Annotated in this window: 18 protein-coding genes; 15 read left to right on the top strand and 3 right to left on the bottom strand. The window is 42.3% G+C overall.

The window, feature by feature from the left end:
* Positions 1-27 precede the first annotated feature (27 nt).
* From addB to CF394_RS01380, 6 genes are all read left to right on the top strand, one after another.
* Positions 28-3,498, top strand: coding sequence for a helicase-exonuclease AddAB subunit AddB (addB, locus tag CF394_RS01355; RefSeq protein ID WP_165767423.1), 3,471 nt, complete (start codon positions 28-30; stop codon positions 3,496-3,498).
* The gene (gene addA, locus CF394_RS01360) at positions 3,495-7,103 is read left to right on the top strand and encodes a helicase-exonuclease AddAB subunit AddA (RefSeq protein ID WP_094941473.1); all 3,609 of its coding nucleotides are present in this window, start codon (positions 3,495-3,497) and stop codon (positions 7,101-7,103) included. Before addB ends, addA begins: the two co-directional genes overlap by 4 nt.
* A 14-nt stretch (positions 7,104-7,117) precedes the next feature.
* The gene (locus tag CF394_RS01365) at positions 7,118-8,275 is read left to right on the top strand and encodes a DUF418 domain-containing protein (protein WP_094941474.1); all 1,158 of its coding nucleotides are present in this window, start codon (positions 7,118-7,120) and stop codon (positions 8,273-8,275) included.
* A 56-nt stretch (positions 8,276-8,331) separates the two neighbouring features.
* The gene (locus CF394_RS01370) at positions 8,332-9,228 is read left to right on the top strand and encodes a fumarylacetoacetate hydrolase family protein (RefSeq protein ID WP_094941475.1); all 897 of its coding nucleotides are present in this window, start codon (positions 8,332-8,334) and stop codon (positions 9,226-9,228) included.
* A gap of 15 nt (positions 9,229-9,243) precedes the next feature.
* A complete protein-coding gene (locus CF394_RS01375) occupies positions 9,244-9,618 on the top strand; it encodes a YisL family protein (protein ID WP_094941476.1) in 375 nt (124 codons plus the stop codon).
* A gap of 115 nt (positions 9,619-9,733) precedes the next feature.
* On the top strand, positions 9,734-11,047 hold the full coding sequence (locus tag CF394_RS01380) for an alpha-amylase family glycosyl hydrolase (RefSeq protein WP_133079785.1): 1,314 nt from the start codon (positions 9,734-9,736) through the stop codon (positions 11,045-11,047).
* A 54-nt stretch (positions 11,048-11,101) separates the two neighbouring features.
* Here CF394_RS01380 and CF394_RS01385 read toward each other — a convergent pair whose 3' ends face one another.
* Positions 11,102-11,953, bottom strand: coding sequence for a DegV family protein (locus tag CF394_RS01385; RefSeq protein ID WP_094941478.1), 852 nt, complete (start codon positions 11,951-11,953; stop codon positions 11,102-11,104).
* Between the two features lie 10 nt (positions 11,954-11,963).
* Positions 11,964-12,782 (bottom strand): Cof-type HAD-IIB family hydrolase, encoded by an 819-nt coding sequence (locus tag CF394_RS01390; protein ID WP_094941479.1) that lies wholly within the window; start codon positions 12,780-12,782, stop codon positions 11,964-11,966.
* Between the two features lie 122 nt (positions 12,783-12,904).
* On the opposite strand from CF394_RS01390, the gene CF394_RS01395 reads away from it, so the two are divergent.
* Together CF394_RS01395 and CF394_RS01400 are read left to right on the top strand one after the other, a co-directional pair.
* Entirely contained in the window at positions 12,905-13,213 is a 309-nt protein-coding gene (locus tag CF394_RS01395; RefSeq protein ID WP_094941480.1) for a metal-sulfur cluster assembly factor, read from the top strand.
* A gap of 126 nt (positions 13,214-13,339) precedes the next feature.
* The gene (locus tag CF394_RS01400; RefSeq protein ID WP_094941810.1) at positions 13,340-15,463 is read left to right on the top strand and encodes an ATP-dependent Clp protease ATP-binding subunit; all 2,124 of its coding nucleotides are present in this window, start codon (positions 13,340-13,342) and stop codon (positions 15,461-15,463) included.
* Positions 15,464-15,500: 37 nt separating this feature from the next.
* Here the strand turns inward: CF394_RS01400 and CF394_RS01405 are convergent, their stop codons facing one another.
* Positions 15,501-15,686 (bottom strand): DUF2929 family protein, encoded by a 186-nt coding sequence (locus CF394_RS01405; RefSeq protein ID WP_094941481.1) that lies wholly within the window; start codon positions 15,684-15,686, stop codon positions 15,501-15,503.
* Between the two features lie 171 nt (positions 15,687-15,857).
* Here CF394_RS01405 and CF394_RS01410 point away from each other — a divergent pair, with 171 nt between their 5' ends.
* From CF394_RS01410 to CF394_RS01440, 7 genes are all read left to right on the top strand, one after another.
* Positions 15,858-16,793, top strand: coding sequence for a beta-ketoacyl-ACP synthase III (locus tag CF394_RS01410; RefSeq protein WP_094941482.1), 936 nt, complete (start codon positions 15,858-15,860; stop codon positions 16,791-16,793).
* Positions 16,794-16,812: 19 nt separating this feature from the next.
* The gene (gene fabF / locus CF394_RS01415) at positions 16,813-18,045 is read left to right on the top strand and encodes a beta-ketoacyl-ACP synthase II (protein ID WP_207761666.1); all 1,233 of its coding nucleotides are present in this window, start codon (positions 16,813-16,815) and stop codon (positions 18,043-18,045) included.
* A 369-nt stretch (positions 18,046-18,414) separates the two neighbouring features.
* Positions 18,415-19,434 carry an ABC transporter ATP-binding protein gene (locus CF394_RS01420; protein WP_094941484.1) on the top strand — a complete coding sequence of 340 codons (1,020 nt, stop codon included), beginning with the start codon at positions 18,415-18,417 and terminating at the stop codon, positions 19,432-19,434.
* Entirely contained in the window at positions 19,431-20,378 is a 948-nt protein-coding gene (locus CF394_RS01425) for an ABC transporter ATP-binding protein (protein WP_094941485.1), read from the top strand. Before CF394_RS01420 ends, CF394_RS01425 begins: the two co-directional genes overlap by 4 nt.
* 2 nt (positions 20,379-20,380) lie before the next feature.
* Positions 20,381-21,343, top strand: coding sequence for an oligopeptide ABC transporter permease (opp4B, locus tag CF394_RS01430; protein WP_094941486.1), 963 nt, complete (start codon positions 20,381-20,383; stop codon positions 21,341-21,343).
* A 29-nt stretch (positions 21,344-21,372) separates the two neighbouring features.
* On the top strand, positions 21,373-22,281 hold the full coding sequence (locus CF394_RS01435; protein ID WP_094941487.1) for an ABC transporter permease: 909 nt from the start codon (positions 21,373-21,375) through the stop codon (positions 22,279-22,281).
* A 54-nt stretch (positions 22,282-22,335) separates the two neighbouring features.
* Positions 22,336-24,171 (top strand): oligopeptide ABC transporter substrate-binding protein, encoded by a 1,836-nt coding sequence (locus CF394_RS01440; protein ID WP_094941488.1) that lies wholly within the window; start codon positions 22,336-22,338, stop codon positions 24,169-24,171.
* Positions 24,172-24,305 lie beyond the last annotated feature (134 nt).

Consider the following 24,305-nt stretch of genomic DNA (forward strand, 5'->3'; position numbering starts at 1 on the left):
AAGGTTTTTTTGATGGGGGGACTTGAGATGAGCCTACGTTTTATAACAGGAAGAACGGGAACAGGGAAGACTACCACGATGATGAATGAGATTGCGGATAGAACGGCTACAGAGCCTTTAGGAGATCCGTTATTTTATTTGGTACCCGATCAAATGTCATTTACTTCGGAGTGGCATCTTTCACGACATAAAGGGCAGACTGGATTAATTCGCGCTCAAGTAACCACATTTAAGCGTCTGTCATGGCGCGTGCTACAAGAAGCTGGTGGTATTACCAGAGAAGAAGTGAATGGCATTGGCTACCGAATGTTGATTCGGAGTCTTTTACGAGAACAAAAGGATGAATTCATTCTATTCCACAGAGCGGCAACTAAAAAGGGTTTTACCGATCAAATGGAGACGCTTCTTAAAGAGATGAGTCGTTATAGTGTGACTCCAGAATCGTTTCAAGCAAGTCTAGAGACTTTGGTACAACGAAATGCACCCGTGCCGCTGCAACAAAAAACGAAAGATCTTTACACGATTGCCATAGAACTCGAGAAACGTTTGGGAACGCAGTATGTAGACGGAGAAGGACATCTTCGGTTGTTGATCGATGCCATCCCTCATTCTTCATTGATTGCAAGAAGTGAAGTGTACATCGACTCGTTCACTGCTTTTACACCGATTGAACGTGCCATCATAGAGCAGCTACTTTGTCATGCGAAACGGGTACACATTGCACTTCCTATGGACAGTCCGCAAGAAGCCTTTGACTCACAGGCACTGTTTCATAGTGCAGCAAAGACGCGTCAACAACTTGTGGAAGTAGCAGAGCAGCACCAGGTAGATGTTGAACCAGACGTACACTTAGTTGATCAAAAGCGATTGCAATCTCCTGGTGCTCGTCATGCGGAGCACTATTTTGATCAATTACGACCTTCAAAATCCGAGGATCAGAGCGGTATTGAATTTATAGAAGCCACGAATCCTCGAGTGGAAGTAAACTTTGTTGCTAGCCAGATTCGCCACCTCATACAACAAGGCTACCGGTATCAAGAGATAGCTGTGGTTCACAGAGATGCGGAGACATACGAGCAACTGTTGACTACTACTTTTTCTCAGCAAGAGATTCCTTACTTTAGTAATGAAAAAAGACCGATGCTCGACCATCCTCTTCTAGAAGTGACAAAAGCTTTGTTTGACATACATCGTAGTAATCTAGGTTACGAATCTATGTTCCGACTCGTCAAGACAGGCTTACTATATCCTTTAGACGCTTCGCCTCATGAATGGAGAAATCGGATTTACCGCCTCGAGAACTTTGTTCTTGAGCGAGGCATTCGCGGAGAGCGTTGGGCAACTGATAGTTACTGGCGTGTGAAGCGAATACGAGGTCTGGAGACAGTACAAATGCCTCAGACAGACCAGGAGTTAGCTAGAGAAAGAGAGTTAAAAGAGACAAGGGACTGGATTTTGTCGCTAGTGAATCCGTGGCGAGAACAACTCGAACAAGCGTCAACTGCTCGAGATTATGCACAAGCACTCATCGACTTTATGGACCGAGCAGCAGTTCCCGCTAAATTGGCAGTCTGGCAACAGCAAGCAGAATTGGAGTCTTTACTTGAAGAAGCTGTTGAACACCGCCAAGTATGGAAAGAATGGATTCACGTTTTGGAGCAGTTTGATCTAATGTTTCGAGGCCAAGAACTCTCCGTAGAAGATGTAGCGGCTATCTTAGAAGAAGGGCTGGATCAGCTCTGTTTCTCTAAAATTCCACCAGCTATTGATCAAGTCGTCATTGGCCAGGCAGATACGGCTCGTTACCTTGGCATTAAAGCCGCTTTCGTATTAGGTGTGAACGATGGGAACTATCCAAAGCGCATCGATCACGAAGGGCTGCTTACAGATGAAGACAGACAGTTCCTTCAAGAAGCGGGTATGGAGTTAGCTCCAACTACGAGAGAACGGTTACTCGAAGAGAACTACGTGCTTTATAAAGTGCTGACAACCGCCAGTCACCAAGTGTCATTTAGCTATTCGCTCGCAAGTTTAGAAGGAAAACCACTACTACCATCAACTTATTTGAAACGTCTGCAGCAACTTTTTACGAATCCAGTGCTCCAGCAGGTATCTCAGGCAGACTTTGAAGGTGATTCCCCTCGATTGGTGAATCATCCAAGAAGCGCTTTATCTGGCTATGCCATCAAAAGATATGCGCAGCAGGAATTGAATCAGCCACTATCGCCGTTTTGGAGTCAAGTAGATGTCTACTTGCGAACAAGCCTTTATTGGAATTTCGTATTGGAGCGAATTGAACGTCCTCTGCAGAAACAACCGGGGACCGAAAAGATCACTAGAGAAACCGCGGAACAACTCTATACGTCAGTGATTTCAGGGAGTATCTCGCGAGTCGAGACCTACTACAGCTGTCCTTACAAACAGTTTGCATCTTATGGTCTGCAGCTCCAAGGTAGAGATGTCTATAAACTAGAAGCTCCTGCAATGGGTGACTTGTTCCATGCGGCACTCAAATGGATTTCTGATTATACGACCGAACACCAGATCGAATGGGCTTCTTTGACACGCAAACAATCTTATGAACTTGCAGCCCGAGCAATTGATCATATTGTGCCACGCTTTTTCCATCAGTTGTTGATGAGTACGAGCCGCTACCAATATATCTCAAAGAAATTGACTCGTATTGTTGCGTCGACGATGAATGCACTGCGTCAACACGCAGGGCGCTCTCTTTTCCATCCCGTTGCTATAGAAGTAGGCTTCGGACTTGGTGAGCAATTACCGCCTCTTACCATTCCGCTTAACCGAGGTGGCAAGATGGAACTGAGAGGTCGTATTGACCGAATTGACGCGGCAAAAATTGAAGACCGCAACTATTTGCGTATCATCGATTACAAGTCTTCAAAAAAAGGACTCGATTTAAACGAAGTCTACCATGGCCTGTCATTGCAGCTTTTGACGTACCTAGATGTAGCGACACATTTTGCAGATCACTGGGTTGAAGGTGAGGCAGAGCCAGGTGGGATGCTATATGTCCATTTACATGAACCAACCCATCAGACTACAGAAGAACTCTCACAGCAGAAGTTTGAAGAGTTGGAACTGAAGTCGTTCAAGATGGACGGTCTTGTCACAACAGACCGTGATGTTTTAGAAGCAATGGATCAAGAACTCTCGGGTCACTCGGATATTGTACCCGTTCACGTTAAACGAGACGGTTCATTTGGAGCCACATCGAAAGTCTTGGCTCCAGAAGAGTTAAGACGCACAGGAGATTTTGTACGGAAGCGTCATCGTCAAGCTGGGGGCGGTATGCTTGCTGGAGATACGCGTGTTCTCCCTTATAGGTATCGTGAGAAAATGCCATGTGATTACTGCAGTTACCGCAGCATCTGTCAGTTTGATCCGCAAGATCCACGACAACCTGTGCGAAAACTGAAAGCTGAAAAACCAGCAGAGGTATTAGAAAAAATTATACAGGAGGTGGAGCCTTCATGATTCCACTTAAGCCTGATCACGAAACATGGACTGATGCCCAGTGGCAAGCGATTTGGGAAGATGGCTCGGATATCTTAGTATCTGCAGCTGCGGGATCCGGTAAAACGGCTGTTTTAATTCGTCGTCTAATTGAAAAAATTACGGCTGTGGAGAATCCCATACAAGTAGATGAGCTGCTCGTCGTAACGTTTACTAATGCGGCGGCTGCTGAAATGCGTCATCGTCTTGCAGAAGCGCTCGAAAAAGCACTGCTTGAAAATCCGGATTCTAAACATCTTCGAGAACAGATGCATTTATTGAATAAAGCAACTATCTCTACGTTGCACTCTTTCTGTCTTCAAGTGATTCGACAATACGGTTACTTGATTGATATCGACCCCGGGTTCCGTTTAGCAGGTGAAAACGAAGCGGCACTCCTACAAGAAGATGCATTAGAAGAAATTATTGAAGAGGGCTATGAACTGAATCAAGAGCGGATGTACCGTCTGGCAGATTCCTTCTCTTCGGACCGCTCAGACAGTGCACTCGAACATTTGATCCGTCAGTTGTATCTCTATGCACGTGTGCATCCTGATCCGCAGAAATGGCTTGCTGGAATCATAGAGCATTACATAGTGCCTGAGGGAACCACAGTGGATGAGTTGCCTTATACACAGGGAATTAAACAAGCCATCTTGTACCGCGTGCAGACTGCTCGTGCACAAAATCAATTGATGTTCCAACTCGCGTCTTCTGCAGAGGGCCTCGGCTCACTTGTTGACACAGCTTCTATGGACAGTGCTTTGCTCCAAGTAGCGGAAGAAAAAGCAAATGACTCCTCTTGGGAGGAGCTGTATCAGTTCTTTAGTCAATTTAAATGGCCGACAGCAAAAGCTGTGCGTGGTGACCATGATGAAGAAATGAAAGAACAGGCACAAACAATCCGGAATCACTATAAGCAAGATTTACTCGCTATCAAAGAAGACTATTTCACTCGTCGACCGGAGCGTCTACTAGAAGAGATTCGAATGATGCAACCGATCGTGGAAACGTTAGTGGAATGTGTCTATGCATTCTCAGACCGTTACGAAGAGAAAAAAGCAGCACGAAGCTTACTTGATTTCTCTGACTTGGAACATAAAGCGCATTCCATTTTAGTAGAATCTGATGGAGAAAGCCCGTCACAGATTGCGCTGAGCTACCGGAGAAAATTTAAAGAGGTATTAGTAGATGAGTATCAAGACATCAACTTGCTGCAAGAAAGCATCATCCAGCTTGTAAAGAGCGGCGAAGAAGAAGACGGGAACTTGTTCATGGTTGGCGATGTCAAACAATCGATTTACCGCTTTCGTCTTGCCGAACCGATGCTGTTCCTCGGAAAATACGAGCGTTTCAAAGCAACGTCCCTTGGCACAGCAATTGACTTAAATGCCAACTTCCGAAGCCGAGGAGAGGTCCTTCAAGGAATCAACTATTTATTTGAGCAGATCATGGGAAGAGACGTGGGTGAAATTGCGTATGATGACGACGCCTCCCTCAAAAAAGGTGCTCCTTATAATGCAGTAGCCTCTCCTATTGAAGTGCACATTCTCGAAAAACAACACGAGGATGAGGAAGAAATTTCCAAAGCAAGGGCCGAAGCAGAATGGACCGCAAGTAAAATCGAGCAACTGATCGGTACAGGTGCCGAAGTCTACGATCCATGGAAAAAACAGACACGAGCAGCTGAGTACCGCGACGTTGTCATTCTGATGCGGTCTATGACGTGGACCCCTGATTTTATAGATGTCTTCAAAAAAAGGAAGATACCTTTATATGTAGAAACGAAGACGGGATTCTATGATGCATTAGAAGTGTTATGGATGATGGACACATTGAAGATAATCGATAATCCCTATCAAGACATTCCGTTAGCTGCAATCTTGCGGTCTCCAATGATTGGTATGACAGATGAAGAGCTTGCGAAAATTCGAGCGTTTGATACAAAATCTGCGTTCTATGATCTGATTCAAAACCCGCACGCTCAAGCTACTTTAAATGCGTCGGCCAAAGAAAAACTACAACACTTCCTTGTCTTACTGAAATCGTGGCAGGCAAAAGCGCAGACGGGTCCACTTGCCGACTTGATCTGGTCGATTTATCAAGATACCTATTTGCTTGAACAAGTTTCTTCAATGCCTGCAGGACAACAAAGGCAGTCAAACCTTCGCATGTTTTTAGAACAAGCAGAGCAGTTTGAAAAATCATCTTTCCGTGGCGTCTTTCGTTTCTTGCGCTTCATAGAACGGATTCGGAGTCGAGGAGATGACTTAGGTGAAGCGAAAGCAATCAGCGACCGGGAAAATGTAGTCCGCATCATGACCATACACGCATCAAAAGGATTAGAGTTCCCATTTGTTTTTTTACCGGGAATGGCCAGAAGCTTCAATATGATGGACTTTAAAGAGAACTATCTATTTGATCAACAATTCGGTATTGCTGTAAAAGCCATTGATCCGGATCTCCGAATTGCTTATCAGTCGCTCCCGTTCATCGCACTGAAAGAACGCAAACAACTTCAAGCAAAAGCGGAAGAGATGCGTATTTTATACGTAGCGATGACTCGAGCGCGTGAAAAGCTCTATATGACGTTAACGCCAAAATCTTTAGATCTTTCTGTGCAGAAGTGGGGAGCGGTAGGTTATGTGGAAGCGGATCAGCCGGTGCCACCTTTCTTACGCAGCGGTGCCATGAGTTATTTCGATTGGTTAGGTCCTGCTTGGATGCGCTTACCAGAGTTTCAACAGCTGACAGGTGTCCGGTCTACTGTCCAGAAGCCCTTACCTGGAAACTGGACTTTTGAACTTCACTCATTAGATAAGGGACTCCAATCAGACCAGCAAGATAACGTCATACTAGCAGTTGGTTCAACACCTCCTGAATCGTCTGGTGACTTGAAAGAGCTATTTGATTATACGTACCCTTATCTAGCTACAACAAAGAAGACTGCAAAGCAGACAGTGACAGAATTGAAACGAATCGAGCAGTTCCGTCAACATGAAGATGATTTCTTCTCAAGTCCGGCCATCGGGCCTGTAGAGGAGACATGGGAGTCACCACGATTCATTGAAGAGAGTGAAGAACCTTCTGCTACTACAAGAGGAACGGTTTACCACACTGTATTTCAGCATCTTCCCTTTACAAGAGATTTAGATATTGACGCATTTTTGAATGAGCTTGTAGCAAAAGAAGTTCTGACCGAAGCAGAAAAAAAATTAGTGCGCGTACCTTCGATTAAAGCTTTCTTACAAAGTTCTCTACTCGAGGAACTGCAAGCAGCTAAACAAGTTTACCGAGAACAACCTTTTACCTTTGCAAAACGGGATCAAGAAGGCGATCATCAAATCATCCAAGGGGTTGTCGATTTATTTTTCGAGGATGCAAAAGGGGACTGGCATCTGATTGATTTTAAGACAGACGCCTTATTTGAATTCCGAGACGATCCTGAGGGTGCTGATCAAGAGTTACGGGATAGATACTCCGTGCAGATGACCATGTACGGCCAAGCTCTTGAAGAAATCGTTCGTATATCTTTAAAGACGAAACGAATTTATAGTGTGTCATACGAGAGGATAGTTACAGTATAGGAGGAATTAGCAGGATGCAGATGCAACCCGTGGGGATGAAGGAACGGTATTCTGAAGTAGACAGCTTACGAGGAATTGCACTACTCGGAATTTTACTCGTAAATATGTTGTTCTTTCACTCACCTTATATTTATTTTGATCCATTCAATTGGTACACAGCTCCTGCAGATAAAGCAGGATACCAGTTCATCGACATTTTTGTCCAAGCAAGCTTTTATCCGTTGTTTGCCATGCTGTTTGGGTTTGGTTTAGCGACTCAATTTCAACGCTTTGAAGGCGCATTTTTAAAGTTTGGAATGAAGCGGATGGCTGTTTTGTTCGCTTTTGGTATCGCACATGTATTGTTATTATGGGCAGGCGATATTTTAATAACTTATGCAGCTGCAGGCTTTGTGTTATTGTTTTTGTTGCGACTTTCTACCAAGTGGTTACTCGCCCTTGGAATCCTCTTTTATATGATTCCAAACGGTGCTATTACGCTTCTTCTATTAGTCGTACAACGTCTAGATCCTGAGAGTACTGCAGTGTATACAGATGTTCAAGGGATTGAACAATCGATTGCAGCATATGGGCAAGGCGGCTTTTCAGATATCTTTGTGCAGCGATTGGCAGATTGGAATTTTATGAATCAAGGTGGCTTATTTTTGATTTGGATGCTCTTTACGATAGTGCCACTTCTAATGTTCGGAGCAGCTGCAGCTAAGGGGCATCTCATTTCTAAGATTCGAATGAGCCCTATGCAATTTTTAGCTGTTGGACTGATTTTTATAGCCCTAGGAACAGCAGTGAAGTGGATTCCGTATTTAACACAAGGTGATTTAGTAACAGGTATGATCCAAGATACATTTGGTGGACCCGTTCAAGCTATAGGGTACGGCTTACTACTGCTCAGCCTAGCTTCGAAAACAACTGGCTTTATTGGATGGCGTCCATTTGTAAAAGCAGGGCGGATGTCGTTGACGATTTATTTGTTAATGTCTCTTATTGCGACTACCTTCTTTTATAACTATGGTTTTGGCTTTTACGGCAAGGTTGATATCCAAGCAAGCTTTTGGATTGCTTTAGGTATTTATGCAATTTGCGTTATCTTCGCGGAGCTCTGGTTATCTAAGGCAAAACAAGGTCCTGCAGAGTGGCTTTGGAGAAAGCTGACGTATCCGACCAACAAATAGATGAAATTGTCGACTGAATATATTAGACTGTTAGTAAAGGGAAAAGGAGCTGTCATATGAAACTATTGTCGTATCGCTATCAGCAGCAAGAAAAGTTTGGCCCAAAAGTGAAGAAGGAAGAGGCTGTTTGGGATGTTCAAAAAATTAATGATACGTTCCAAGTAGTTTCAGATTTTCCAACATCACTAGCGCAAGGCGCTGCTAAAGGAATGGATTTTGTGGAGCAGCTTCGAAAACTAGTGAAACAAGCTGAAGGACATCCGGAAGCTGACACATTCAAATATGCTTTTTCGGATATTGAATGGCTATCCCCTATTCCACGCACACCTAAAAACGTCTTTGCTATTGGTAAGAACTATGCAGATCACGCAAAAGAAATGGGCGGAGAAGCTATTGATTTTGTAGTCTTCACTAAATCTCCAACAGCAATTGTGGGTGACGAGGCAACTGTTTCTGCTCATAGCCAGACAACAGAGCAACTGGATTATGAAGGGGAACTGGCGGTTGTTATCGGTAAAGGCGGGAAAAACATTCCAGAACGAATGGCATTTGACGCTGTCTTTGGCTATACGATTGGAAATGATATCACAGCTCGAGATCTTCAAAAAAACCATCAGCAGTATTTCTTAGGAAAGAGCTTAGAAGGTTCTTGCCCACTTGGACCTTATGTGGTTACTAAAGATGAATTAGCTAACCCACATGAACTGACTGTGGTCACAAAAGTGAATGATGAGATCCGTCAAAACGGCAAGACATCGGATATGGTTTATTCTATTGAACAAATCATCTCTAAACTCAGCGCAGTCGTTGAGTTAGAACCTGGAGATGTCATCTTGACGGGAACTCCAGCAGGCGTAGGGAAAGGCTTTACTCCGCCAAAGTTTTTAGCTTCTGGGGATACAGTAAAAGTTTCAATAGAGGGCATTGGTACTCTAGTAACACATATTGACTAACTTAGGAGGCACGTCATGGACTTTTTAGCATCAACACACTTACACATCACAACTTGGGTATTAGGAATTGCACTTTTCTTTATTGCATACTTGATGCCAGCAGCTGCAAAGAATACAAAGATTGTGCACATGATTTTACGAGTAGATTACTTACTGATCATTTTGACGGGAGTCGCTTTATTTATTAAAGGCATGGACTTTGGGCAAGGAATGCTATACGGGTTTAAATTCTTAGCAGGTATTCTTGTAATCGGTATGATGGAAATGGCTCTTGTGAAAAAGAGCAAGGGCAAGCCATCTACATTGTTTGTAGTATTAATGCTCGTATTCTTGTTTGTAGCTCTATTCTTAGGATTCAAATTACCAATGGGGATTAATTTCTTAGCATAAACACCAAGCTGTCTGACTGCGGTCAGGCAGTTTTTTTAGTCACATAATCTTCAGATTGTAAGTGAGGCATAGCGTTGCTTCTTTGGTACAATAAATGAGATAAGGAGGAATTGAATTGAGAAAATCTATGGGCCTTTTACTCCTGCTTACGTTGCTGTGGAGTATTCCAGCACCTGCGCTTGCTTCCATGCAAGGTGAATCTGTATACGACTTATTAGTAGACCGCTATTTTAATCAAACATCTCAAAATGACCAAGATGTTAATACACAAGACCCAACAGCCTTCGCTGGTGGCGATTTTTTAGGAATTGTTGACCGACTAGATCATATACAAAAAATGGGCTTTACTTATGTATCTACAGGGCCAATTTTTGAGACGAATCGTTATGATGGAAGTGACATCAAAAATTATGGAGTGATTGAATCGCGCTTCGGATCAGAAGAAGAGTTTAAGCAACTTCTGGAAGCTTTACATAGCCGGGACATGAAACTCATGATTGATCTTCCACTAGCTGGTGTAGGGCAAGCAGAGTTAGATGAAATGAAATCTTTTTTAGACACCTACAAGGTAGATGGTGTGAAGTTGACAGGACTAGCTGAATCGGATGAAGCATTGATTCAGCCTTTTATAGAAGAAATCAATACAGCTGAAATGGACGTCATTACTTTAGAAGAGACCAATTTACAGTTAGATGCTTCCTTTTCACAAGAGACAGTAGAAGCATTTCAAACTACTTTTAAAACGGTAGACCAACCTATGGACGCTCTTGAAGATTTTTCAAATGAAGATATTCTCGCACTGGATACGCTACTGACGGAACGATTCACGTATTTTAGCACGGAAGAAAACATGTTTCCTCCAACACGTGTTAAAGTCGCTTTAGGGGCCCTTCTGACACTGCCAGGCGTTCCCGTAGTAACTTATGGCACAGAGATTGCTATGAACGGTACAACGAAAGAGACGAGCCACCAAATCATGAACTTCCGAGTAGATGAAGATATTATGGTGTTTGCAGAAGATTTGCAAACGATTCGTAACCAATCTTCTGCTCTCCAACTAGGAGATTTCGAACTCTTAACAAGTGAAGATGGCTATATGGTATTCAAGCGTTCTTCAGAAGACGAGACATTTATTGTTGTAATCAACAACTCGAGCGAAACAAAAGTGTTCAACGTTAAAGAAGAGGTTGTAGGAGAAGGGAAAGAACTTCGAGGACTTTTCGGCAGGGATGTTGTGCGTGAAGACGATAATGGAGAGTATAAACTGACTGTAGACCGCGAGCTTGTGGAGCTGTATCACGTGAAAGAAGATCAAGGCTTAAATGTAGCCTATATAGCTGCAATGGTTGTAGCTTATATATTGTTTTTAGGGTTTATCTACTTGGCGTGGAGAAAAGGGAAACAAAAGAGGCTGCAAGAACAAAAATAAAGGTTTATAAAATCAGAAAAGGGAGTTTCTCGTCATTGAGAAACTCCCTTTTGATTATTGCGCTGTATTATAGAAGAAAACTGAAAGAGCGCCAGGTCCCACGTGGGCACCAATAGCAGATCCAATCATTTGAATCTCAAATTGCTGCACACCATATGCTTCTGTAAGAAGCGCTTTAAGTTCTTCAGCGGCTTGTTCATCATCGCCATGCGAAATGTGGACCGTCTGTTTATCCAAGTTGACACCGTGTTCACCGACTAGTTCCACAAGGCGCTTAATTACTTTTTTACGACTACGTACTTTTTCAATAGGTATTAACTTCCCGTGCTCTACATGCAGCACAGGTTTGATGTTCAATAGTCCCCCAACAAATGCACTTGTTTTCGACACACGTCCACCACGGGCCATATAATCTAAGTCCTCAACTGTAAAGAAGTGTTCTACTTGAGCAATGGCTACTTGAACTCCTTCAGCTACCTCTGCAACCGATAACCCGTTACTTCGAAGCTCTACAGCTTTTTTCACTAACATGCCATATCCTAGAGAAGCTGCTTTTGAATCTACAACAGCAAATTCAAAATCCGGATAGGTTTCTAGCACTTGATCACGCATCATGACGGCCGTATTATAGGTGCCAGAAAGCTCGGAAGAGAATGCGACATATACACCTTTCTCGCCATTTTTGGCAAGCTTCTCAAACTCATTTAAAAACGTTTCTGGAGAGACTTGAGAAGTCTTTGGTTGATGGCCTTCACGAATTTTATCGTAAACTTCTTTGGCGTTGATGCCTAGCATGTCCTCGTAATCATGCTCTTCAATATGTACACGGAGTGGAAAAAGCTCCACATCCGCTTGCGCGAAGAACGACAGGGGTAAATCTGTAGCACTATCTGCGTAAATCTTCATTGGGTTCCTCCTATACGTGTAATTTCAAATTCAATCTTTCTTCTAAATAGATGCCGATTCCATCTTCGTTATTTGTACCAATAACTTCATTTGCAATCGATTTGAGTGGGGCAATGGCATTTCCCATAGCAACGCCAGTTCCAGCATAATCAATCATCTCTAAGTCATTATCTTCGTCACCAAAAGCGATGATACGTTCACGTGGAATATTTAAATGTTTCGCGACAGGCTGAATACCAACAGCCTTGTTCAAACCACTCTTGACGATTTCAATGACATGCCACGGTGCTCCCCAACGGCGATGGTCGATGACTTCCGCATGAACAGCAGCTAAGTGTTTGCGAATAGATTCTACATGATGCTCTTCTGCATGGATTAACATGCTCGTTGGATCGTGCTTTAAATATTTCCGCAAGTCACCAGTTGTAAAGTTCGGGTCACCAAAACCAAATGCGTTCATGATTTTTTCGTCATGGTAATGGAGATACACTTCATCTAATACTTCTGCTAGCAAATTCTTGATTTCAAACTCTTCAACTGCATCTACGACTTCTTTTACAACTCCAAGTTGAATCGGCTCATGAATGGTAGTCCAGCTTTTTGAAAATGGATGGTGAACAAAGGCCCCGTTAAAGTTGACAATCGGCGTTGTCAATCCGAGCTCTTTATAATACATTCCCGTTGCGCGGTAAGGACGTCCTGTAGCGATCATCACTTCATGACCCGCCTGTTTTGCTTTAAGCAAATTCTCTTTTGTGCGAGGGGAAATTACTTTTTCATCCGTTAAAAGTGTTCCATCCAGGTCTAATACGATTAAATGTTTTTCCATTCTTTCACCTCTCCCTTACTCTCTAGTTTACTCCTATCGCAGTATAGCGTCAAAGGGAAGGGATAGTGGCAATTGGGTGTATGATTTGGTACACTACAACTAACGGAAAGGTGGGAAACACGATGGATCAAGATATGAAAGATAGCATGATGAGCGCGTTAGAGGAGGTCATTGACCCGGAGCTTGGTATTGATATTGTCAACCTTGGGCTTGTGTACGATGTAGACCTAAGCGACGAAGGATTAGCGACAGTCACCATGACATTGACATCTATCGGATGCCCAATGGGGCCACTGATTGTTGACCAAGTCAAAACTGCACTTGGACAGTTGCCAGAAGTGAAAGAGACAGAAGTCAATATTACTTTCAATCCACCTTGGTCACGCGATCACATGTCTCGTTACGCGAAAATTGCATTAGGCATTCGGTAATCGAATTCAAAACCCGACACTTGTCGGGTTTTTTTCATGCACTTTACTTTACAGAAGGTCCAAGGTCTTCGTATAATCAAATTAGTCAAAGAAGGTCAAACTATGTAAGGAGGAACACAAATGCAAATGAACCAAATGCCAAACGAAGATACACGACCGCCTCTTGAACAGTTCGGAAGAAACCTTGTAACCTATGCAAAAGAAGGGAAAATGGATCCCGTAATCGGACGAGACCAAGAGATACGTAATGTCATCCGCATTTTATCTAGAAAAACAAAAAACAATCCGGTATTGATAGGTGAACCTGGGGTAGGTAAAACGGCAATCGTTGAAGGACTTGCTCAGCGTATCGTAAAAAAAGATGTTCCGGAAGGATTAAAAGACAAAGAAATCTATGAACTGGATATGTCTGCACTTATTGCCGGAGCCAAGTATCGAGGGGAGTTCGAAGAAAGACTTAAGGCTGTGTTAAAACAAGTAAAGGATAGCGAAGGATCCATTATCTTGTTTATTGACGAACTGCACACGATTGTTGGAGCAGGGAAGACAGATGGTGCAATGGATGCGGGGAATATGTTGAAGCCGATGCTTGCACGAGGAGAGCTGCATTGTATTGGGGCTACAACATTAGATGAATACCGGATGTATATCGAAAAAGATCCAGCTCTTGAAAGACGCTTTCAGCAAGTACTAGTAAAAGAGCCTTCTGTTGAAGATGCTATCTCGATCTTGCGAGGTCTAAAAGAACGCTTTGAGCTTCACCATGGTGTGCGAATTCATGACCGTGCGATTGTAGCAGCTGCCGAATTGTCAAACCGTTACATTACAGACCGATTTATGCCTGATAAAGCAATCGATTTAGTAGATGAGGCGTGTGCGATGATTCGCACAGAAATCGATTCGATGCCACAAGAATTAGATGAAGTCACTCGGAAAATCATGCAACTTCAAATTGAAGAACAAGCTCTAATGAAGGAAAAAGATGCAGCGAGTAAGAAACGCTTAGAGCAGTTGCGTGAAGAACTCGAGTCATTAAAGGCATCTTCAACTGCCATGAGAACACAATGGGAGTCAGAGAAACAAGCTCTCCAAGCTGTTCAAGGGAAGCGTGAGACACTCGATAAACTTCGCAGAGAACTTGAAGAGGCAGAAGCAGACTACGATTTAACGAAAGCTGCAGAGCTGCGTCACGGCAAAATCCCACAAGCGGAAAAAGAACTTGCTTCTATAGAACTAGTGGAACAGTCAGAAGATCGCATCTTACGAGAGGAAGTCACTGAAGAAGAAATTGCTTCTATTGTAGCTCGCTGGACGGGAATACCTGTCACTAAGTTAGTCGAAGGAGAACGAGAAAAGCTACTTAACTTGGAATCCATTCTGTCCGAGCGAGTGGTAGGGCAAGATCAAGCCATTCAGTTAGTCTCAGAAGCTGTGATTCGTGCGCGAGCAGGAATTAAAGATGCCCACAAACCAATAGGTTCTTTCTTATTTTTAGGACCCACTGGAGTCGGGAAAACAGAGCTTGCTAAGACGCTTGCAGCACAACTGTTTGACTCCGAGCAGCACTTTATTCGAATTGATATGTCCGAGTACATGGAAAAGCATAGCGTATCGCGACTTGTTGGAGCGCCTCCAGGGTATATCGGATATGAAGAAGGTGGCCAGCTAACAGAAGCAGTGAGACGTAACCCCTACTCGGTAGTGTTATTAGATGAAATTGAAAAAGCACACCCAGATGTGGCCAATATCTTATTGCAGATTTTAGACGACGGGCGCATCACAGATAGTCAAGGACGGGTTGTGAACTTTGCAAACACAATCGTCATCTTAACTTCTAATATCGGTTCTTCTTATTTACTTGAAAACCATGGAGGTATTTCTGAATCGACGGAAGACTTGGTGTTGAAGGCTCTGCGTGCACACTTTAAACCGGAGCTATTAAACCGGATGGATGACATCGTCATGTTCCATGCACTCGGTGAGGAACACTTCGTTCAAATTGCAAAGAAATACATGAAGGAACTTCAGCAAAAGTTAACTGCACAAGAAATCTCTCTTGAAGTTGAGGATGAGGTGTATTCATGGATTGTAGAAAAAGGTGTAGATGCCGCTTTTGGTGCACGTCCGCTGAAACGTTATATCCAGCGTCATATTGAGACCCAGGTTGCTAAACAGTTGATCAAAGGAGATATCTTACCGGGGCAGACATTGCATCTAACAATAGAGAATGGAAAAGTAGTAGTTGAATAAAAAAAGCCGGTTTCTCGAAGGAGAAACCGGTTTTTTCTTAGTGATGCGCGTTTTTTGGCATTTTTGGTAAAAGTGCGTCGATTACTACGATCGCAACAGCCATAACAACAGCCATGATGATTCCGTTCATTAGAACGAATTCTACATTGATTACAGCACTTACTACATAATTTAACATTGTCACTAATACTAGTGACCAAATAAGAGTCATTACATAACGCATGATCGTCACCTCAGTCAATATTCTCTCTGCATCATATCATATAAAGTTTATATAAGGTACCGGAAACGAAAAAAATCGCTTTCAAAATGGAAGAGTGTTGATAAATGTTCACGATTTCGCTATCATTATGACCAGGTGCTAATAATAGCTATAAAGAAATGAGGATGAACTATGGGAGTAGGGATTTGGGGCTTAGGCTCATATGTTCCAGAAAATCGTGTAACCAATGATGATCTGGCTGAACGCATGGACACTTCAGATGAATGGATTAAATCACGCACAGGAATTGAAGCACGTCATCTGGCTGAAGACACACAAAATACATCAGACTTGGCTTATGAAGCAGCAAAACGAGCACTGAAGGCAGCAAATATAAATGCGGAAGACATCGATTTGATCTTAGTGGCAACTGTCACTCCAGATCAACCCTTCCCAACCGTTTCAAATGCACTCCAATATCGTTTAGGTGCTACTAAAGCAGCTTCTATGGACGTTGCAGCTGCATGTTCGGGTTTTATGTACGCAATGATTACAGGATCGCAGTTTATTCAAACAAACGCCTATAAGCATGTGTTGATAGTAGGAGTAGAAAAATTATCGAAAATTATTGACTGGGAAGAACGCTCCACAGCCGTATTATTTGGCGATGGTGCTGGAGCTGTTGTGCTCGGGCCTGTATCTGAAGGCAAAGGCATCTTGTCATTTGAACTTGGTTCAGACGGTAGCGGTGGAAAGCATTTGTCTCAACAAGGTCCCTACATTCAAATGAACGGAAGAGAAGTATTTAAGTTTGCAGTGAGACAAATGGGTGAGTCAGCAGTCAACGTATTAGAACAAGCTGGACTAACTAAAGAAGATGTAGACTTCTTAATTCCACACCAAGCCAATATTCGGATTATGGAAGCGGCGCGCGAGCGTTTGCAACTACCGGAAGAGAAGATGTCTAAGACGATTCATCTCTATGGAAATACGTCTGCGGCCTCTATTCCACTATCCCTTGACTATGAACTGAAACAAGGAAAAATTAAAGATGGAGATGTGATCGTACTTGTAGGGTTTGGTGGCGGACTTACATGGGGCGCCATTGCGTTACGCTGGGGAATATAATAGAAATGAGGGAGAACTCGTGACAAGAAGAGTCGTTATTACAGGAATTGGTGCAGTAACACCACTAGGAAATACAGCTACAGAAACATGGCAGGCCATTAAAGAAGGAAAATCGGGAGTAGGTCCTCTTACACGTTTAGATGCTAATCATTTTCCTGCAAAAGTTGCGGCAGAAGTAAAAGATTTTTCTATCGAAACTTTTATTGAGAAAAAAGAAGCTCGAAAAATGGATCGCTTCACTCATTACGCACTTGCGGCATCTATTGAAGCAATGAAAGATGCAGGTCTTGAGCTTGACGACAAGACAGGACCACGCACGGGTGTCTGGATTGGTTCAGGAATTGGTGGAATGGAAACGTATGAAACTCAATTCCGGACCTTCTTAGACAAAGGAGTGCGCCGAGTAAGTCCATTCTTCGTCCCAATGATGATTCCGGACATGGCATCTGGTCAAGTTTCAATCTATTTCGGAGCAAAAGGAATTAACTCGTGTTCGGTTACAGCATGTGCCTCTGGAACCAACTCAATCGGAGATGCATTTAAAGTCATCCAACGTGGAGATGCCGATATCATGATTACAGGTGGAGCAGAAGCGCCTATCACGAACATGGCAGTGGCAGGTTTCTGTGCGAATACGGCACTTACGACGAACCCGGATCCAGCAACAGCTTCACGTCCATTCGATTCAAACAGAGACGGCTTCGTTATTGGAGAAGGAGCAGGTATCGTCATTCTAGAAGAGCTAGAGCATGCTTTAGCTCGTGGTGCAAAAATTTATGCAGAAGTGGCGGGATATGGATCAACAGGAGATGCTCACCACATTACGGCTCCAGCTCCAGAAGGTGAGGGTGCAGCAAGAGCCATGCAACAAGCCATTGAGGATGCAGGAATTGCTACAGAAGACGTAGGCTATATCAACGCTCACGGAACAAGTACACCATATAACGATTTGTTTGAGACACAGGCAATCAAGACAGTATTTGGTGACCATGCGACTAAGCTAGCGATTAGCTCAACGAAATCGATGACGGGTCACTTATTAGGAGCGGCAGGAGGAGTGGAAGCAATTTTCACGGCGTTAGCGCTTAAAGAATCGGTTTTACCTCCTACTATTAATTATGAGACACCAGATCCACAATGCGATCTTGATTATGTTCCAAATCAAGCTAGACAAAAAGAACTTAAAGCAGCTATTTCAAACTCTCTTGGTTTCGGTGGTCATAATGCAAGTCTTGTATTGAAAAAATATTAATCATATTGCGAAATAATAAAAACTGCTGATATATATATCGGCAGTTTTTTTCTTATTTAACACTTTAGTGCGTTGTAGCGCTAAATCGCTATTGTGAGTCTATTGACACATACTGACTGAATCCTTCTTCATTTCTTAAAAAAATTTTCCCAATATTGTTTTTTATTCAAACCTTAGAGACTCTAAGGTTTACGAAGTTTTCGGAATTCAGAGAATGGTTAAAATTATGAAATGAGCCAAAAAACTTATTGTAACTGTAATAATTCTGTAATAGAATTTACATCTAGGTGAACAATTAACTGAAAAATAGAAACTTTGAAACATCATCTTAGTTACAACATCTTAGTGAAACTTGAGAGGAGCAGTAGGTTGAATAACGCATCAGAATTATTAACCATCTCAGATTTACATACGGGCTTCAGTATCAAGGATACATACTACAACGCAGTGGATGGAGTTTCTCTTACTCTTCGTAAGAATGAAATCCTTGCAATCGTAGGAGAGTCAGGATGTGGGAAAAGTACACTTGCTACTTCTATCATTGGCCTACACAACTCAAATAAAACCCGTGTGATCGGTGAAATTAAATTTAAAGATTTAAATCTTGCAAACTTATCAGAAGATAAGATGAACAAAGTCCGAGGTAATGATATCGGCATGATCTTCCAAGATCCACTTTCAGCGTTAAACCCATTAATGCGAATTGGGGATCAAATCGAAGAGTCGTTGGTCTATCATACGGATTTAAACCAAGAACAACGTAAAGCGCGTGTTCTTGAATTATTAGCTCAAGTAGGAATTCCAAACCCTACTCGTACAGCTCGTCAGTTCCCACACCAGCTTTCAGGTGGTATGCGCCAACGTGTTATTATCGCTATCGCGATTGCATGTAAGCCAGCAATCATTATTGCAGATGAGCCGACTACAGCACTAGATGTAACAATTCAAGCTCAGATCTTAGATTTGTTGATTGAGTTGCAAAAAGAAACAGGTGCAGGGATTATCTTGATTACCCATGACTTAGGCGTAGTAGCTGAAGTAGCGCACCGTGTTGCAGTTATGTATGCAGGTCAAGTAATCGAAGAAGCACCAGTAAATGAACTATTTAATAATCCGAAGCACCCATATACGCGTTCATTATTAAATTCGATTCCACAAGCGAATAGTAATTCAGAACGTCTACAAGTAATTCAAGGCCTAGTGCCATCGCTAATCAACCTTCCACGTGAAGGCTGCCGCTTTGCACCACGTATTCCGTGGATTCCTGCAGAAGCACATGAAGCGCAACCAACACTTCATGAAGTAGCGCCAGGTCATTTAGTGCGATGTACCTGCTGGAAACATTTTTACTTCCAAAGTGAAGATGAAATGGGAGGTATTGTCGAATGAGTTTCATGCAGATCCAAGATCTACGCGTACACTACCCGATTCGCGGAGGATTCTTTAATACAATTCAAGATCACGTCTTAGCAGTTGACGGGATTTCAATGGAATTTGAAGAAGGAAAGACTTACGGTTTAGTAGGAGAGTCTGGATGTGGGAAATCAACAACTGGTAAATCAATTATCGGTCTAGAGAAAATCACTTCAGGAAAAATCATCTACGAAGGAAAAGACGTAACGAATGCACGCAGACAGCGTAACTCAGCATACAACCGTGACATTCAAATGATTTTCCAAGATGCTCACTCTAGTTTAAACCCACGTAAGCGAGTTTCAGAGATTTTAGCTGAGCCATTACGTAACTTTATGAAGCTAACACCAGATGAAGAACGTCGTCGCATCAATGAACTTCTAGCTATTGTTGGGATGCCAGAAGATGTGAAACTAAAATACCCACATGAATTCTCAGGTGGACAAAAGCAGCGTATCGGTATCGCCCGTGCGATTGCTACAAACCCGAAACTGATCATCGCCGATGAGCCAGTGTCAGCACTTGACTTATCTGTACAAGCTCAAGTTTTGAACTTCATGAAGGACATCCAAAAAGAATTAGGTCTTACATACTTATTCATTTCTCACGATCTTGGAGTTGTAAAACACATGTGTGACGAAATCAATATTATGTATAAAGGTCGTTTTGTTGAAACAGGGACGAAGCAGGATATTTACAGCAATCCAGAACACATCTACACAAAACGATTGTTATCTGCAATTCCTAATATTGAGCCTGCTACTCGTGACGAGCGTAAAATCGAGCGTCAACGCGTAGAAGCAAACTATCAAACAGAAAACAAAAAATACTTTGATGAAAACGGTCGAGTATTTGATTTACGCCCAATCTCTGACACACATCAAGTAGCTATGACAGCTTCAGAACAGGGGGGCAATTAATTATGTGGAAAACCATTGTACGTCGATTCCTTGTTATGATTCCACAGTTGTTTGTTCTTAGTCTTCTTATCTTTATCATGGCAAAGTTTATGCCAGGAGATCCTTTTACAGGGTTGATTACACCAGATACTGATCCAGCTCGAGTAGAAGAGCTTCGTCAAAAAGCTGGATTCTATGATCCATGGTATATTCAATACATCAACTGGATTGGGAATGCTTTCCAAGGTGACTTTGGACGTTCCTACACATTTAACCAACCAGTTTCCAATTTAATTGGTGAACGTGCATTGAACACGTTTTGGTTATCTTTGCTAAGTGTAGCTTTACTCTATTTGATAGCTATTCCTTTAGGAGTATTAGCAGGTCGTTACCAAGATAGTTTTCTTGATAAATCAATTGTATTCTACAGCTTTATCGTATATGCGATTCCAACATTTGTACTTGGTTTAATCTCACTATTCTTCTTTGGATTTGAATTAGGCTGGTTCCCAACTAGTGGAACTGTTGATATCAATGCAGAGGCTGGGACGTTTGGTTATTTCTTGAGTCGCGTGCATCACTTGTTATTACCTGCTTTAGTATTTGCTGTTCTGGGTACTACTGGAGTTATTCAATACCTACGTACGGAAATCATTGATTCTAAAACTATGGATTATGTTCGTACAGCTCGTGCAAAGGGAATTCCAAACAACAAAGTGTATTCTAAACATATTTTCCGTAACTCATTATTACCAATTGCAGCGTTCTTAGGTTTCACCATCACAAACCTTTTAGGAGGATCGATTTTCATTGAAACGATTTTCGGTTATCAAGGTATGGGCCAATTGTTTGTTCAAGCAATTAACGGTCGTGATTACAGCGTAATTAACGCATTGGTAATGCTTTTCGGATTCTTAACATTACTAGGAAGTCTACTATCCGATATCATCATGAGTATTGTTGACCCACGTATCCGGATTGATTGACAAACTTAATGGAAAAGGAGGATTCGAAAATGGCTGAAAAGCAAACTGTTGACGTAGAGAAAAAAACACCAGCAGCCTCGCCGCCAACCGGTATTCAGGTTATCGCGCGAGAGTTTGTAAAAGATAAATTAGCAATGTTTTCATTAATCTTCTTAATTGTCTTGATTGGTGGAATTTATGTTTGGTCGTTCATGATTGATCAAACAGAACTTATGAAAATTAGTCTTCGAGATCAAATGGCCCCACCAAGTGAAACGTATTGGTTAGGTGCAGATAAAGGTGGTCGAGACATTCTCGGACAACTTATCATTGGAGCTCGCAACTCTATCACAATTGCCATCTCTGTAACTTTGATTACAGGAATTATCGGTATCGCAATTGGATTAATTACAGGATATTTCGGTGGATGGATTGATAACATCTTCATGCGAATCATTGATTTCTTTATCACGATTCCTTCTTTGATGATCATTATCGTTTTCATCTCTATCGTACCAAAATATACAGTAGTAACTTTTGTTCTCATCATGAGTGTATTCTTATGGGTAGGAACAGCGCGTCTAGTGCGAAGTAAAGCTCTTTCTGAGAGTCGCCGCGATTATATCAACGCCTCTAAAACAATGGGAACAAGCGATGCGGTTATCATCTTCAAAGAAATGATGCCAAACCTTTCGTCCATTCTAATTGTAGAAATGACGCTAAACTTTGCAGGAAACGTTGGGTTGGAAACAGGTCTTTCTTACCTAGGATTTGGATTACCACAATCAACACCTTCTCTTGGAACGCTAGTAGCTTATGCTAACGATCCGTTCATTTTAGAGAATGCTTGGTGGAACTGGTTGCCAGCTTCATTATTAATTTTATTATTAATGCTTGCAATCAACTATGTTGGACAGGCAATTCGCCGTTCGGCAGATGCGCGTCAGCGCTTAGGTTGATATTAAACGGATACCGTTTGATATAAAAAGAGAGTATAAAAAGGAGGAAAACGAATGAACAAGAAGCTTTTAGCTTTATTGGCTTTGCTAATGGCGTTCATGTTGTTCTTAGCAGCATGTAACAACGAAGAAGAAGCTGGCCAAGAAGGCGGCGAAACTGGCTCTGAAACTGAAGCAGGTTCAGGTGAAGGAGAAGGAGAAGGCGAAGGCGAAACTGCTTCTGAAGAACTTTTTCCAACAGTAGTTGAAAACGAAGGTGACGCTATCGAAGGCGGAACTCTTCAAGCTGCACTAGTGAATGATTCTCCATTCCAAGGGATCTTCTCTTACGTTCTTTATGAAGATGCTTACGATGAAGAAATCATGGCATTTGCAAGCAACATCATCTTCGATACAGATGGTGACTTCCTATTAACAAACGACGGTATCGCTTCTTTGGAAGTTGATGGCGAAGCTAAAACAGCTACAATCACTATCAATGGCGATTACAAATGGTCTGATGGAGAGCCTTTAAAAGCTGAAGACATCATCCAACCTTACCTAATCATCGGTCACCCAGATTACGCTGGTGTACGTTACGATGCTGATTTCCAAAACATCGTAGGTGCTGTTGAGTACCACGATGGTAAGGCAGACACAATCTCTGGTATCAAAAAGATCGACGATAAAACTGTTGAAATCACATTCAACAAAGTATCACCAGCAATCTACTCAGGTGGAGACGGCCTATGGTCTTCTGCTGAGCCAAGCCACATCTTAAAAGACATTCCTGTTGCTGAGCTTTTAGAGTCTGATGCAGTTCGTGTGAATCCAGTTACACTTGGTGCATTCAAATTCGACAAAATCGTACCTGGTGAGTCTGTATCACTAGTACGTAACGAAAACTACTGGAAAGGTCAAGCGAAACTTGATGGCGTTGTCATCGAAACAGTACCTACTGCTTCTGCTGCAAAAGCAATGGAAACAGGAGAATACGATATCGCTTTGTCATTCCCAACAGCTTCTTATGAAAATGTTAAAGATCTAGAAAACATTACTCTTCTTGGTCGTCAAGAATTGTACTACTCTTACCTTGGATTCAAACTTGGTAAATACAACTATGACACTGGTCTAGTTGAAACGGATATTGAAGGTTCTAAAATGGGTGACGTTGAGCTTCGTAAAGCTATGGGTTACGCATTAGACATTGAGCAAGTTTCTGAAACGTTCTACTTCGGTCTACGTGAGCGTGCGAATTCTCTAATTCCACCAGTATTTGCTTCATTCCACGATCCATCACTTGAAGGATATAGCTATGATCCAGATATGGCTAACAAAATCTTAGATGACGCTGGTTATGAAGATACAGATGGCGACGGTCTACGTGAAGATAAAAACGGTGAAAAGCTTCAAATCATGTTAGCAGCTATGGATGGCGACACTGCACAACAAGAATCTATTGCATACTACCAGCAAAACTGGAAAGATGTAGGTCTTGATGTTCAACTAGTAACTGGTCGTTTAATCGAGTTCAACTCATTCTACGACAAAGTACAAGCTGACGATCCAGAAATCGACATCTTCATGGGTGCATGGGGTACAGGTACAAACCCATCTCCATCAGGTCTATACTCTGAAACAGCTGTTTACAACTTCAGCCGTTACTCTTCTGATGAGCTAGAAGGCTTACTACAAGCTATCGACTCTGAAGAGGCACTTGATGCTGAGTTCCGCGCTGATAAATTCCGTGAGTGGCAACAATACATGGCGGAAGTATCTCCAGTTATCCCAATGCAGTTCCGTTATGAGTTAATGCCAGTAAACGATCGCGTTAAGAACTGGGATTTCGGTTATGATACAGAATTCGATTATATCGATGTTGAATTAACTGCTGACGCTCCAGTAAAATAATGCAGTGAAAACTCCTACAGATTCGTCTGTAGGAGTTTTTTTTTCATAAAATACAAAATAGGAGGGACCTCTATCTGGTTTGTCTTGTTTGTAATGAGTTATTTTTTAGCTATTTTTTTACAGCTGAGCTATTA

Source organism: Tetzosporium hominis (genome assembly GCF_002265435.1).
In the GTDB taxonomy this organism is placed as follows: Bacteria; Bacillota; Bacilli; order Bacillales_A; family Planococcaceae; genus Chryseomicrobium; species Chryseomicrobium hominis.